We start from the raw sequence: 15,382 nt of genomic DNA, 5'->3' as shown, positions 1-15,382 counted from the left end.
AGTTTTTGCATTTTTTAATTTCTAATTGATTTAGATCCATAGCTTTTTATTGCCCAGTATTTAATGGCCGTTTATCCAATGAAATTGCTATGAGTAAAATTTTACAAAAATTTTTAATCGTTAATTTGACGATTATATTCATTCTCAGCGCTTGCCGGAAAAAAGAATTTGATGAGTTCTATGGCCGTCCTGAAACATTAGCCGATCCAATTTATCAACAACTCCAGGCCAAAGGAAATTTTACCAGATTTTTAGATTGTATAGATAAATCGGGCTACAAAGAAACCTTGAGTACGGCGGGTTCGTGGACGGTTTTTGCACCAACAGATGCGGCTTTTACCACCTACATGTCTGAAAATAACTTAACCGAAATCAATGCAACACTGGCTTCGGCAATTGTACGTTATTCGATGACTTACGATGGAGAGAAGGTAGAACGTTTAAGCGATAACTTAACATCAAAAGGTTTCGTTAAAAATGTTGGTTTCAGGCGACGCACTGTTTATTACGATTTTGTTTACGATGGCGTAGACAATGATGGTAAAGCGATAAAGGTAATTGCGGGTAACCGTAACGGAACTTATTTATCAACCGATTTCAATAATAAAAACCTGCCCTTTTTTCTAACACCCTTCGTCACTTTTGCAGGCATTAGTGCGCTAGACTATAACTATTTTTATCCCAATACAAGCTTTACCGGAAAAAATGTTGGCCCTGGAAAAATTATCGAACAGGATATTGTGGCCGAAAATGGCGTAATCCATATCGTAGATAAGGTACTTACCCCACCACAAAGCATCGATCAGTATATTGGCACTAAGGCACAATATGGCGCTTTCAAATCCCTTTTAGATAAATATGTAAGCTATAATTTAAATACTGACATTACCCATCGCTACCAGGTGTTAACAGGAAAAAGCGATAACGTTTACGCTAAAAACTATAGCATACTGCTTGGTTTTTCGCCCAACAACGAAAATTATCTGAAAGAAGACGCCAACGATGCACAGATAGGTATGTATACCATTTTTGCACCAACTGATGAGGCGGTAGAAGCTTACGCAAAGGTGCTGTTAAAATATTATGCAAAAAACAGGTTACAACCCGGAAATTATAAAGCACAGCTGAATGAGCTGTTCTCTTTACGGTCAGACATCATCAGGGATTTTATCAATTCCCATTTATACAGAACGACCGTATGGCCAAGCAAGTTTAATACGGTTAACAGCTTTTTAGGCGAGGCCACTAAACTTACGCCTGCAAATGTGGTAGACAAACAGTTTTTAAGTAACGGATTGTTTTACGGCGTAAATGCGGCCCAAAATGCCAACGTATTTTCAACCGTTTACGGGAAAGTAAATTTAGATCCTACCTATTACATTATGAAACAGGCGCTTGATGTATTGGGTTATGCCATTCCGATTAAAACAGCCTCTTTAAGATACATTGTTATCCCCATTCCTGATGCCACATTAGTTAGTTTAGGATTCTCATACGATCCCTTTTATCCTTCATCACCCATCAGGGGCGACCTGAATGTTTTAAGGCGGTTGTTGCAAACGCACATTATCCCGCTGGGCGATCGTGCCGTACCAAATTTTGCCACCACAGCTGGTATTTTAGAAACTTCGGGTGGCGAATACATTAAGTACAATAATGGTTTTTTCTCTTCAGCAGGGACAGAAGATTTGCCAGCAGTTGCCGATAAAAGTATTAAGATCGATTCGGTTGCCACAGCAGTTAATGGTGCTGATGCTTATGCGGCCAAAGTACTGATGTATAGTGTACTTCCGGTAAGCAAGCATATCGAAAAATACGGAACTTTAACAACCGATCCTTATTATTCCTTCTTTCAATATCTCAAAAATAACCTGACCCTTTACACTGCGGCAACAGGCGCTATCCAGGGGGTTACAGATGGAACTTCTTACACGGTTTTTATTCCAACAAATGCGGCTATACAAGCTGCGGTAACCGCTGGGTTATTACCAAAATTAGCCAACGGAACGCCAAACTATGCGCCAACAGATGCCGCAGACATTAGCCGGGTAGCCAAATTTATCCAATACCACATTATTAAAGGTACGGTAGCCAGTGATGGACAGAAAACGGGCTCTTTTGAAAGTTTGCTTAAAAACGATTCGGGTGATGCAGCCAAGGTTACGGTATCCACCAATACCACTAATACACTCACACTAAGAGATGTAACCAATACTTCTGTGAATGTTTTGCTCGGTACAACCGATAGGAGCAACGTATTATCTAACAGAACGGTGATTCACCAAATCAATTCTTATTTAAAATATCAATTCTAAACCGAGATGACTAAAAGATATAATTATAGTTTTTTTATTTTACTATGCTGTTTGTTGGTATCATCCCTAAGCTATGCACAACAAATTAATTATGTAAAGGGAAAGGTTATTGATAAAAAAGATAAACAGCCTATTATTGGTGCATCTGTTGTAATTGTTGATAAGGACAAAAGGGTAATTAAAGGTGTTTCGACAGATATTGACGGAAATTACACTTTACCGGTAGCAGATAAGACTTATAGAATTTCGGTTTCTTACATCGGTTATAAGTCTTCGGCCCCGGTGAATATCGATAAAGCCGTGATCAATTTTCAGTTGGAGGCGTCTGATAATCAAATGGATGAAGTTCAGATTGTTTCGAGGGCTAAAACGAGCAACGGAAGTGGAATGACGATCGATAAACGCGACCAGACTTCGGCTACGGTTACCATCGATGCCAAAGAACTTGAAGACCTCCAGTCGGCATCAATCGATCAGGCTTTGCAAGGTCGTATGGCAGGTGTTGATATTACCGCTAGTACAGGTGATCCGGGTGCACCGATGCAGATCCGCATCCGTGGTACATCTTCCATCAATGGTGCTACCGATCCCTTAATCGTATTGGATGGGATGCCTTATGATATTACCATTCCTTCTGATTTTAACTTTGCCACTTCCGATGAGAACAATTATGGTCAGTTATTAAATATTGCCCCATCTGATATTAAAGAAATTAGCGTGCTAAAAGATGCTGCGGCTACAGCTGTTTGGGGATCGAGGGCAGCAAACGGAGTATTAATCATTACCACAAAAAGAGGTTCGATTGGTCCGCCGGCTATTTCTTATAACTTTAAAGGTTCGTATTCTAAACAGCCAAGTCCCATCCCCATGTTGGATGGTAACCAGTATTCGTCGCTTATTTTGGAAGAATATTATAACGCAGGCCGCCAGTTCTCTACTTCAGAATATGCAAAAGAATTTCAGTACGATCCGAATGATCCCTACAATTATTACAACTACAGCAACAATACCGATTGGCTATCGGCCATTACCAGGGTAGGTTACCTGCAGGACCATAACCTCTCTATTTCAGGAGGTGGTGAAAAAGCCCGGTACCGTGCTTCGGTGAACTATTTTAACCAAACGGGTACAACCATTGGTACTGATTTAAACCGTGTTTCGGCAAGGGTAAACTTAGATTATATGGTGTCGAATAAAATCAGGTTTAGTTCGGATATTTCTTATACCCATATCGACCAGAACGGACTTTTTAATACCCGCGTTCGAGATGTTGCTTATACCAAAATGCCTAACCAAAGTATTTATGAGTACGATGAATATGGCAATTTAACTTCAAACTTTTTCAGCCCTGCTGCAACTGCACAAGGTGCTTATGCCGGTACTTTTAATCCATTGGCCATGGCATCGGCAGGTAGTAATCACCAATTGGGTGAGCGTATCACACCCAAATTTAGTTTGCAGTACGAAATTTTGCCAAGTGTGTTACGCCTGAATGGAAGTTTTATGGTGAATATTAACAATACCAAGGTAAAAACCTTCCTGCCTCAAATTGCAACAGGCCGTCCTTATACCGAATCGGTGGTGAATACGGCTTCAGATGCTGATGGCGATTCTTTTACCATGAACACCAGCATGACTTTGGCTTACACGCCCAAACTGAACGATAAACACGATATTATTGGCTTTTTACGTTTTGATAGTGAAGATAGCCGTCGTACAGGCCAGTACCTGTTCGCAACCAATACGGCATCATCTTATTTAACCGATCCTTCGGTTGATAGCCGTACCAATTATACCGGTTCTGCAACCTCATCTTTAGGTCAAACCCGGTCGGTAGGTTTATTGGCTAACGTTCAATACAAATTTTTAGACCGTTACATCATCAATGGTAGTATCAGGGGCGATGGTAATTCCAGGTTCGGTGCGGCTAACCGATACGGTCTTTTCCCTTCAGTTTCTGGTCGCTGGCGGATATCCGGCGAACCTTTTATGAAAAAGGCGAATAAATATGTCGACGATTTTAGTTTAAGGGCCAGTTATGGTAAAAGTGGTAACGTTCCGCGTAACGATTATTCTTACTTTAATATTTATCAGAATTACGGTTTCAGTTACCTGGATAACGCCGGGGTGTATTCTACCAATATGGAATTAACCGATTTAAGGTGGGAAACCGTTACCCAATCCAATCTGGGTATTACCTTAAACCTCTTTAAAAACTTAAATATCGATTTCGATCTATACCGTAAACGCACTACCGATCTGTTTTATCCGGGTTTACAGGTAGCGAGTTATAACGGTTATGGCGGTGTTGATATGAACGTGGGTACCATGGATAACCAGGGCTGGGAAGTAAACCTGAATGCCACGGTGATCAAAAAGAAAAAAATAAGATTAGACCTCTCTTTCAATATTGCGCATAACGAAAACGTCATCCGCGAGGTTTCGCCTTTATACCCAAGAGAGAACAAGGCTAAAGTAACCAGTAACAACGTGTACAAGGTATTTGTGCAGGAAAATAATCCTTTCGGTTCGTTTTATGGTTTCAAGTTTAAAGGGGTATATCCTGATAAAAACGCAACAGTTGCATTGGATGAAAATGGAAACCAGATTGTTGGACCGAACGGCGATAAAATTTATATGCGTTTTGCTTATCCGTCTATCGATTATGTTTTCCAGCCGGGTGATGCCATGTATGAAGACATTAACCACGACGGGAATATCGATTATAAAGATATTGTGTACCTGGGTAATGGTAACCCGAAACTAACAGGAGGATTTGGATCTAACCTTACCATCAACGGAAACCTTCGTTTAGGTTTTAACTTCACTTTCCGCACCGGTTACGACATTATTAACGGTACTAAAATTAATACCACCAATATGTACGGCTTTAATAACCAAAGTACTGCCGTTTTGCGCCGGTGGAAAAAAGAGGGAGATGTTACCGACATGCCAAGGGCCATGTATGCTACGGGTTATAACTTTTTAGGTTCCGACCGGTACATTGAAGATGGCTCATTTTTAAGGTTGAGCTCGGTGGTATTAAGATATGACTTTGCCAAAACCTTTATGAAGAGATTGGGGATGAAATCGCTTACCACCAACCTTACCGTGCAGAATATTTTAACATTTACCAAGTATACGGGTCAGGATCCTGAGGTGCCAATTAAGTTAAATGGGTCGAACACGGTGATCGATAATTCTACCACACCGCCAATTAAGACAATCACTTTCGGTTTAACTGCTAACTTTTAATTCAAAACTGATGAAAAATATTATATATAGCACTTGTTTATTATTGATGCTGGTGATGAGCAGCTCCTGTAACAAATGGCTCGATCTTCAACCTAGAGATGGGATTACCAGACAGGAGTTCTGGAAAACGAAAGAAGATGTATTAGCAGCAGTTTCTGGCTGTTATGCCTCTTTGCTGGCACCGCCTCCGGGTATTTCTGATAAATCTTTATTGGAATACATGTTTATGTATGGTGAGCTTAGGGCAGATATGATTGCGGGAGGGCCCAGCATTACAACCGAAGAAACGGATATTATCAATGTAAATATTACCCAGGATAATACCACAGCAAAATGGGCAGCATTTTACCGTACCATTAATTATTGCAATACTGTACTCGATTTTGCTCCTGGTGTTAAAGGTACCGACCCCACTTTTACCGATGCAGCATTAAACGGTTACGTGGCAGAAGCACTTACCCTAAGAAGCTTAATGTATTTTTACCTGTTGCGTACTTTTAGAGATGTACCATTAAAATTAACCGCTACCGTAAAAGATACCGATTTACAGGATCTGCCAAAAACCAAACAGGCTGATATTTTAAAACAAATTGTTGCCGACTTAAAAAAAGCAGAACAAGGCGCGGTTACCACTTATGGCAGCACAAGGTTAGATAAAGGTAGGGTAACCAAATTTACCGTAAATGCTTTGTTAGCCGATGTGTACCTGTGGATGGAAGATTATCCGAATTGTATTACCGAGTGTAATAAAATCATCAGCTCGCAACGGTTTGCCCTGGTTGGTGCAGCTGGCTGGTACAATAATGTGTTTTTTAAAGGTTCATCCATCGAAACCATATTTGAATTTGATCAGGCGATTGAAAACCCCTTTTATAATTTATTGGTAAATACCCGACGACGTTTTATCGGCTCTCCGTTTTTGAGCACCGAAATTTTTATTGCAGATGATGTTGATCCGGATAATAACTATGATATCAGAGCGGCTTCTTACTACAATTCGGCTTTTACCATCCAAAAATATGGTACCGAAAATCCATCTTATGTAAAATGGCAGGCTTACCGTTATTCGGATATTATGATGATTAAAGCCGAAGCTTTGGCTTTAACCGGGGGTGGTGCAGAAGCTTTGGCGCTGGTTGATGAACTGAGGTTAAGACGTAATGCTGTTAATGCCACAAAAGCTACTGTAGATCCTTCAGAACCTGAAGCTTTATGCGATTATATTTTGGCCGAACGTGCCAGAGAATTTGCTTTTGAAGGCAAAAGATGGTTCGATCTTTTACGCCATGCCAAACGCAATAACTACAGCCGCATTGATATCCTGTTAGATATTGCTGCAAAAACCGTATCGCCTACGCTTCAGCAATCGGCCATTACCAAATTTAGAGATCCCAATAGCCATTACCTGCCAATTTATCAGAGCGAGTTATTTACCGATCCTAATCTTGTACAAAATCCATTTTACACTAAATAGAATAAGTGATATGAAAGTGAAATTAGACCTCCGCAAAATTACCTATTTGGTTATACTCAGTGCATTTGTAATCTTCATGATTAATGCCTGTAAAAGAGAAAGTTTAACATTAACCACCACCGATGATGTTAACATTACCGGGTTTCTGGAGAAAAATCCTGATAAATTTTCTTTGTTTACCCAAATCTTAGAAAGATCTGGTACAAAGGGTTATTTGGCCGCATATGGTAAATACACCATGTTTACCCCCGATAATAATGCAGTGAACAATTGGTTAAAAAGTTTGAATAAAACAGCAGTCGATCAATTAACAGCTGCAGAGCTGAAAGATGTTGTTCGTTTCCACGTTTTGCCAGATACCGTGGCCACAGGTAAATTTACCGATGGTAAGTTAACGCAGATTACCCTTTATGGTCAGTACCTGCAAACGGGCGTTACTTTTAAAGATGGTATAAGTAGCTTTATTATCAACAAACAGGCGCTGATTACCCAGTCGAACGTTCGGGTTGGGAATGGCATTATCCATGTAATCGATCATGTGTTAATCCCTTCAACTAAAACACTGGCTGCTACCATTGAAGGTAATAACAGATACAGCATTTTTACCCAGGCCTTAAAAGAAACCGGTTTTTACGACTCGTTAAACTATGTACAAGCTGTAATTCCTGATACTACACGCCGTTTTCAGACCGTAATTCTCGAATCCGATTCGGCATTACAAGCCGCAGGTTTTAACAATTATGCCGCTTTAAAAGCCAAACTTTCTAAAACAGGTAATCCGAAAAGCCATGCCGATAGTTTGTGGATGTATGTGGCTTATCATATTTCAACAGGCGCAAGTTATACCCCTGATATTGTTTCGTCGCCTTCATTGGCAACATTGGTGCCGAGTGAAATCATAACCACCAAATTACTGGGAACGAAAATTTTATTAAATGATGATGAATTTAATGGGGTGATTGAACCAGGAGTAGAAGTTAACAGAACGTTTAGTAATGTGACTACCTCAAATGGGGTTTTACACGAATCGAAAGGTTTTTACAAAATTAAACCAAGGGTACCTACAGGCGTTTTCTTCGATATTGGCGATCAGCCGGAATTAAAATTACTGGCAGCCTGGCGTGCACCCGGACAAACCATCCAGCTCTTGCAAAATGGAAAATTAATTACCGCGGGCATCAGGCTAGATGCTTACCGGTCGGGCACAATCGGCCCTGTTTATGCCGTGTCGTCAACCCCGATAGGTGCATCTGATGGGCGGAGTTATGCCAATAGAGATGTTATTCAATTTAACCCAACCACCAGTAATACGGCACGTTCCATCTGGATGGAAATCAGAACCCCTATGCTGGTAAAAGGCAAATACAAAGTTTGGATCTGTTATACCTACAATGGCTCTGGACCACTTACACAGGTTGGGGTAGATGTGGGTACACCTCAAGAGCAGTTACTACCCAATCTGGTCGATTTCGCACAAACATTAACCAGTTCCGGGGTGCCTACCGCCAATGCGGCTTTGCCTTCTGCAGATGGATTAATGTTAACCAATGGCTTTAAACGCTATATGGCTACAACTGCTGAAGTAAGCAATGGCGTAAATGGTTTACAGCCCATCTCACAAAATAACTTATGGTCGGTTATGGTCGGGAAACTCGCTGGTGTGGTCGATATTAAAACTACTGATAAACACTGGGTAAGGTTTACAACACTGCGCGGTAATGGAAGTGGGATTATGAATATGGATATGATTCACTTTATTCCAATTGATGATGACCAGAACTATCCAAGATTTAGTCCGTCGGGCCTGATTTACAAACGCCCATAACGAATTGAGCCATAGAACTAAAATTATAAATAATGACTAGAAAATATATCATATACGTTGCCCTGCTCAGCATCACTACAGTTTTGTATTCCTGTAAAGATAACCTGGAACTGCATAACGAGCTTACCAATGTAGATAACAGCTTAGATCTTGCGCAAAAGCTTGATGCTCAGGCCAACGTAAGCATTTTTAACGGTTATGTTAAAACAACCGGTTATGATAAAGTGCTTGCCAGTGCGCAAAATTATACGGTTTGGGCCCCAACCAATCAGGCTTTAGCCAATTTAGATGCTGCAATTGTTTCTGATCCCGCAAAATTGAAAGATTTTGTAGCCAACCACATTGCATTATCTACTTATCCCTTAAACAAAATAGGCGATACCACCAGGTTAAAATTGCTTAATAATAAGTTTGGTGTTTTTACCAGCACGAAATTCGAAGAAGGTAGTGTAGCCGGTGCTGGCCAGTTTGTGAAAAATGGGGTATTGTATACCGTAGATCAGGCAGTTCCAACCAAACAGAATATTTGGGATTATATGCTCACCAGCACGGATGGTGCTTTGCAAAAAAATTACATCAATAATCTATCCGTTACCGTTATCGATACCGCAAACGCTACTGTAATTGGTTATAATGTATTGGGTAATCCAATTTTTGCACCAAATCCGCCCATGGTATCCAGAAATACGTACTGGGTCAATGTGGCCGACCTGAGAGACGAAAGTCAGCAGTACACTTATTTTATATTACAGGATGCCGCTTTTACGGCCGAATCAGCAAAACTTTCCAGCTATTATCCAAGTATTAATCCGAATTTAAATGCTTCTTTCTTCCTGGTTAAAGATTTAACGATAAAAGGCGTGTTTCCGATCGAAAAATTGCCAGATACGCTTATTTCATTAAAAGGGGTAAAGGTGCCAATCAATAAGGCCAATATTGTCCGTTCGTACCGCGCCAGCAATGGAATGGTGCATGTGGTTAATGCGCTGCCTTTCCGTTTAAAGGATAAAGTACAGGAATTTAAAATCGAAGGGGAAAAACCACTGTCTTTTAGTGCTGCACGAACGATTTTATACCGTACTAAACTCGATAATTTAGGGAAAACTTTTAACGATATTGAGGTTTACGACCATAAGTATGCCGAATTTGGGGTGTTTTATACCAAAGCCAATTTGCCGGTGGTCAAATATAAAGTGTATGCCAGGGCCATTTCTGGTTTACCCGGCGATCCGCAGGTGGCGGCATTTACGCAGCGTTACTTTTTTTATAATCCAACCACCTTAAGTTATACTTTATTTTATACGCATTTGGTAAATCCCTTAACCTATGGCGAAACCTATTTAGGAGAATATACGCCTGCAGACTTTGGTAATTTTCAGGTGAGGTTAACCGCTGCAAACAGTACGAATGTAAATGTAAGTACACTCATACTGGATTATCTCCGCTTCGAACCAGTTTTACCTTAATTATGAATCTTGCTTTCAAAAAAAATACTATGTATAATTTTACAACGATAAAAAAAGTTTGGGGCATGTTACTTTGCTTACTGGTGTTTGGCTTAGCGGCACAGGCACAGGAAGTAGATTCGATGAAAACCGAAACAGATACCACTACCGTAAAAATAAAAGCCCGCGCCGTTAAGGGCGAAAAAATAAGGGGAGTTGTACTCGATGGAAACACCAATAAACCTTTAGTGGGTATCAATATTACCGTTACTGGTTTTAATGCCGCCATTACTGATGAAAAAGGAAGGTTTACTGTAGTTGTACCCGATTATAAAGCCAGTATTATTATTTCAGGTAATGGTTTCCAAACCAAGGTGCTACCCGTTTACAAAGACAAAGAAATTAGAACCAAACTTTATCCTTTGTCATTTACCTCTGTTTACAACGAGGTGCTAACCCCATTAGGTACCGTTTCTCAGGCAAGGGCAATCCCTGCCATCAGTAATGTGAGTTTGCAAGGCAACTGGGCCAGCAATTCTGAAAGTGTAATGAGTTACATTCAGGGCAGGGCAGCAGGTGTTAAAGTGACCAGGCGTTCAGGAACACCTGGGGTAGGTGCCGATGTGCTCATCAGAGGGTTTAACTCTTTGTACGCCACCAATCAGCCTTTATATGTGGTGGATGGAATGATTTTCGACGCCAATAACTACGGTACTTCACTCATTAAAGGTCATGTTAATAACCCGCTCCAGTTTATCGATGTTAGGGATATTGAAAACATCAGTATTATTAAAGATGCAGCTTCGGCAGCAACTTATGGCGTAAAAGCGGCAAATGGAGTGGTACTAATTACCACCAACCGTGCCCACGATCTGGCCACGAATATCGATTTCTCCGGCTATGCTGGTTTTAATTTCAAACCTAAAAACCTGCCTGTAATGGGTGCTGCTGATTATAGGTTATACCTTTCAGATATCTTAAAAAGTCAGGGATTGAGCAATAGTGCTATTGCCGCAAAACCATATATGAACGATAGTCCGGCGAATCCCGATTATTTTAAATACCACAACGAAACCAATTGGCAGAATGAAGTATTAAAAAGCAGTTTCGATCAGAATTATTTTTTAAAGGTTACCGGGGGTGATAATATTGCCAAGTATGCACTTTCAGCCGCTTATGCCAGAGACAGGGGCGTGATTGATAGTACCGATAACTTAAAATACAGCACACGCTTTAACAGCGATTTAAACCTGACTAAAAAATTGCAGGGAAGCACCAGTTTATCATTTACCTATACCGAGCAGCGTTTAAAAGACCAGGGCATTGCTCCGGTAACCAATCCGCTGTTTTTAGCTTTGGTTAAATCGCCTTTTATGGCCAGGAATGAAGTAAATTCTGCAGGAGCCGTTTCACCTAATTTAGCCGATTATGATACTTTACAGGTGAGTAATCCAAGAGCCTTGATCGAAAAAGGACAAAATTTGAAAAAGGCTTATCGGTTTTATGGTAACATCAATTTTGATTTTACTTTTAACAAAAACTTTAAATTATCTAACCTAAGTGGGGTAACTTACGATAAAACACAGGAAACACTGTTTATTCCAAGAAAAGGGGTAACCAACGATACGCTTTCCAATTATGTGGGCGATAGCCGTTTAGGTACACAGGTAGGAAGGTTTTTTAATGTGTTTAACGATTTGCGTTTAACTTACGATCAGTCTTTCGGTTTATACAGCAAGCTACATGCAATAGTAGGTACGCGTTACTCACAGAGCGAAAGTGAGCAGGATTATGCTTTGGGTTTTAACTCTGCAACAGACGAATTAATTAGCATTGGGAACAGTAATGCTGCTTTTAGAACTTTTGGTGGTGATATTGGGAAATGGCGTACGCTAAACAATTACCTGTCTGCCAATTATAGTTACGCCGATAAATACCTGGTTAACTTTTCGATGGCTGTTGATGGTTCTTCACGTTTTGGCGCAAAAGCCGGTCAGGGTTTCTTAAACTTCGACGATGGGTTGCGGATTAATGGAAGCCGTTATGCTGTTTTGCCCGCCATTGGTGCTGCCTGGGTGATTTCTTCGGAGCAATTTATGCGCAATTTACACCGTGTTGACCTTTTGAAATTAAGAATGAGTTACGGTTTAGTTGGAAATGATGATGTGGGGAATTATACCGCCAGAAAATATTATACCTCTCAGAATGTATTGGGCATTAGGGGGATTGTAACCGGCAATTTTGCCAATCCGAACCTGCAATGGGAAACTGTACGCAAGTTTAATACGGGTATAGATGGTTCCTTTTTTAGTGAACGCTTAAACATCAGTTTAGATTATTGGCGAAACAGCACCAAAAATATGTTAAGCTATCAATTGCTGAGTGTGGTTACCGGTACAGCTTCTTTTGTCAGCAATAATGGCGGCATGCAAACAAATGGTTTAGATTTAGCCCTGAACGGCCGGATTCTAAATGAAAAATTAAAATGGGATGCGGGTTTAACCATTGGTACATCGAGCAATAAAATGACCAGTTTACCGGATGGAAATTCAGTTATAACCAGTTATGCAGGTGGTGCTTATATCAGTCAGGTTGGTCAGTCGGCTAATCAGTTTTATGGTTACAAAACCAATGGCGTGTATGCAACCAATGCAGAGGCTGCGGCCTTGGGTTTATCTAGCCGCAACAGTTCAGGAGCGCTGGTGCCTTTTACGGGTGGCGATGTTAGGTTTGTCGATAGTAATGGCGATAAGATCATTGATGATGCTGATCGCACCGTTATTGGGAACCCAAATCCAGGTTTGTTCGGAAGTTTTAATAATACCTTCACTTACAAAAACTGGAGTTTAGATGCCTTAATCACTTTTGTAAGTGGTAATGATGTTTATAATTATACTAGGTCACAGTTAGAATCCGGAAGTACTTATTACAACCAGACTCCAAATATCAATAACAGGTGGAAAGGTGATGGACAAATTACAACAATACCCAAAGCGACTTATGGCGATCCGGTTGGGAATGCCCGTTTTTCTGATCGCTGGATAGAAGATGGTGCTTATTTACGTTTGAGAACGGTTAATGTAACCTATAATGTGCCTTTAAAACTGAAAGCCATTAAGTACGCAAAAATTTATGCTACCGCTAATAACTTGTTTACCGTAACCAATTATTTAGGCTATGATCCAGAATTTAGCAACTCCGGAAGTTTATTTAGTCAGGGCGTAGATACCACGCTTGAGCCACAGTTCAGGTCTTTTCAGCTAGGTGTTAGAGTTGGATTATAATTAAGAAAGATATACTCATGAAAATGAACTTAAATAAAAAAATTGCATCCCTTTTGTTATTGGGTATTTTATCGGCAGGTTCCTGGTCTTGCAAAAAAATGCTCGACGTACCAACAGAAGATAAACTGGATAGTGTAAATGCATTTAAAACGGTATCTGATGCAGATGCTGCGGTTATAGGTATTTATGGCCAGTTTTTGGGACTGGAAAAACTCTACATCCTTCAGAACGAGCTCCGGGGTGATTTAATGGATGTTACTTCGAAATCAAGTACCGATCTGCAGGAGCTATCAGCACATACCGAAACAAAAAACAATCAATATGTTGATCCAAGACCATATTATCAGGTAATTGTGAATTGTAACGATGTGCTCAAAAACTTTAAAATGATGGTCGATGATCGTCGGATGAGTGTGGACGATTACAACAAACGTTACTCTGATATTGCTACATTAAGGAGCTGGATTTATCTGCATTTAGGCATCCAGTACGGTAGCATACCTTATATTACCGATGCGATCGAAACGGTAGATGATTTAAAAAACCTGACCAATTACCCGAAAACACCATTCGACCAGCTATTGGATAAATTAATTGCCTTTAACGAAAGCCTGCCTTATAAGGAAGCTTATGCTTACCCGACAGGAACATCCTTGCTGGTTACCATTGATGCCAACAGTACCCAAAAGTTATTTGCTTCAAAAGCCTTTCTGTTGGGTGATCTTTATTTGTGGAAAGGAAATTACATCAAGGCAGCAGAAAATTATGCGAAACTGATGAATGCCGAAAACAATAACGGGAATGATAACTTTAGGTTTAATTTTTACAAGATCAATAACTCCGGAGATCCGGCTTATGCCAATTTAGCCATCTTATTTAGCAGAAGCGGACAAGACCCTACGAGTTTAATCAATAGTTTAGATGCAGGCTGGAGAGCTATTTTTGGCTTACCAACCACATCAAGTGCGTGGAGTTCAGAATGGTTTTGGTCTATGCCTTACAATACGGCATTTAAACCTGTAAATCCGATGATTGACTTATGTTCGCCATTAAAAAGTTATCAGATTAAGCCATCACAAGCCATAAAAGACCTTTGGAATAGCCAGATGACCTACGGTGGTGTTCCCTTCGATCCAAGAAGTAAATTGTCATTCAATGCTTCTGCCATGGGCGATGAAATTACCAAACTCACCGATAATGGCGGCAAATGGGGCATTTACAGGGCTCCTTTATTGCACCTTCGTTTTTCGGAGGCGGCCAACAGAGACGGACAAACCAAATTAGGCTGGGCATTGTTAAACACAGGAATCAGAAATACTTATTATGTAGGTACATTTACCGCTGGGGCACAGGCACCTGTTTCTGTAGCGGAGTTAAATACCATGATTACGCCTTATCCGCAAAGCTCCCCGTATTATTTCGACGCCAGAAAAAATAACGATGTTTCAGGTACCTGGTACCGTAACTGTGGCATTAGGGGAAGGGCAGTAGTAACCGCAATTGATGTTAGTTACCAGACGGATATGGTTGGCTTGGAAGGTAAATTAATCGATGAGGCTGCACTGGAGCTGGCTTTTGAAGGTAACCGCTGGCCAGATCTGGTTCGGATTGCCCGCAGGCAGAACAACCCGGCTTTTTTAGCAGATCGCATTTATCAAAAACTCTTAAAAGCAGGTAATCCTAATGCCAGCCTTACCAGACAGAAATTAATGGATCCGGCCAATTGGGTACTCCCATTTGACTGGAAATAGAAAATAAATAAGAAGTTGTATCATAATGACGAT

The 15,382-nt window shown here is 40.5% G+C and carries 7 protein-coding genes; all 7 read left to right on the top strand.

The annotated features are described in order from the left end of the window. Positions 1–125: 125 nt before the first annotated feature. The 7 genes from AC04QZ_RS24795 to AC04QZ_RS24765 are packed head-to-tail and all read left to right on the top strand — an operon-like array spanning position 126 to position 15,349. On the top strand, positions 126–2,315 hold the full coding sequence (locus AC04QZ_RS24795) for a fasciclin domain-containing protein (protein WP_478359891.1): 2,190 nt from the start codon (positions 126–128) through the stop codon (positions 2,313–2,315). 6 nt (positions 2,316–2,321) lie between these two features. Beyond that, on the top strand, positions 2,322–5,570 hold the full coding sequence (locus AC04QZ_RS24790; RefSeq protein ID WP_478359890.1) for a SusC/RagA family TonB-linked outer membrane protein: 3,249 nt from the start codon (positions 2,322–2,324) through the stop codon (positions 5,568–5,570). Positions 5,571–5,580: 10 nt separating this feature from the next. After that, the gene (locus tag AC04QZ_RS24785; protein ID WP_086545617.1) at positions 5,581–7,044 is read left to right on the top strand and encodes a RagB/SusD family nutrient uptake outer membrane protein; all 1,464 of its coding nucleotides are present in this window, start codon (positions 5,581–5,583) and stop codon (positions 7,042–7,044) included. Between the two features lie 10 nt (positions 7,045–7,054). After that, positions 7,055–8,869, top strand: coding sequence for a fasciclin domain-containing protein (locus AC04QZ_RS24780; RefSeq protein WP_478359889.1), 1,815 nt, complete (start codon positions 7,055–7,057; stop codon positions 8,867–8,869). A 32-nt stretch (positions 8,870–8,901) separates the two neighbouring features. Continuing rightward, positions 8,902–10,335, top strand: a complete 1,434-nt coding sequence (locus AC04QZ_RS24775) for a fasciclin domain-containing protein (protein WP_478359888.1) — start codon at positions 8,902–8,904, stop codon at positions 10,333–10,335. A gap of 29 nt (positions 10,336–10,364) precedes the next feature. Then, positions 10,365–13,598, top strand: coding sequence for a SusC/RagA family TonB-linked outer membrane protein (locus AC04QZ_RS24770; RefSeq protein ID WP_478359887.1), 3,234 nt, complete (start codon positions 10,365–10,367; stop codon positions 13,596–13,598). 23 nt (positions 13,599–13,621) lie between these two features. Next, entirely contained in the window at positions 13,622–15,349 is a 1,728-nt protein-coding gene (locus AC04QZ_RS24765; RefSeq protein WP_478359886.1) for a RagB/SusD family nutrient uptake outer membrane protein, read from the top strand. Positions 15,350–15,382 lie beyond the last annotated feature (33 nt).

This window comes from Pedobacter folensis, assembly GCF_056490665.1.
The sequence above is the reverse complement of the archived record's forward strand: the minus strand, read 5'-3'. Positions and strand labels throughout refer to the sequence as shown.

Bases quoted from the DNA above. Each gene is read 5' to 3' on its own strand.
- AC04QZ_RS24790 (WP_478359890.1), top strand. From the start codon at position 2,322: ATGACTAAAAGATATAATTATAGTTTTTTTATTTTACTATGCTGTTTG.
- AC04QZ_RS24785 (WP_086545617.1), top strand. From the start codon at position 5,581: ATGAAAAATATTATATATAGCACTTGTTTATTATTGATGCTGGTGATG.
- AC04QZ_RS24780 (WP_478359889.1), top strand. From the start codon at position 7,055: ATGAAAGTGAAATTAGACCTCCGCAAAATTACCTATTTGGTTATACTC.
- AC04QZ_RS24775 (WP_478359888.1), top strand. From the start codon at position 8,902: ATGACTAGAAAATATATCATATACGTTGCCCTGCTCAGCATCACTACA.
- AC04QZ_RS24770 (WP_478359887.1), top strand. From the start codon at position 10,365: ATGTATAATTTTACAACGATAAAAAAAGTTTGGGGCATGTTACTTTGC.
- AC04QZ_RS24765 (WP_478359886.1), top strand. From the start codon at position 13,622: ATGAACTTAAATAAAAAAATTGCATCCCTTTTGTTATTGGGTATTTTA.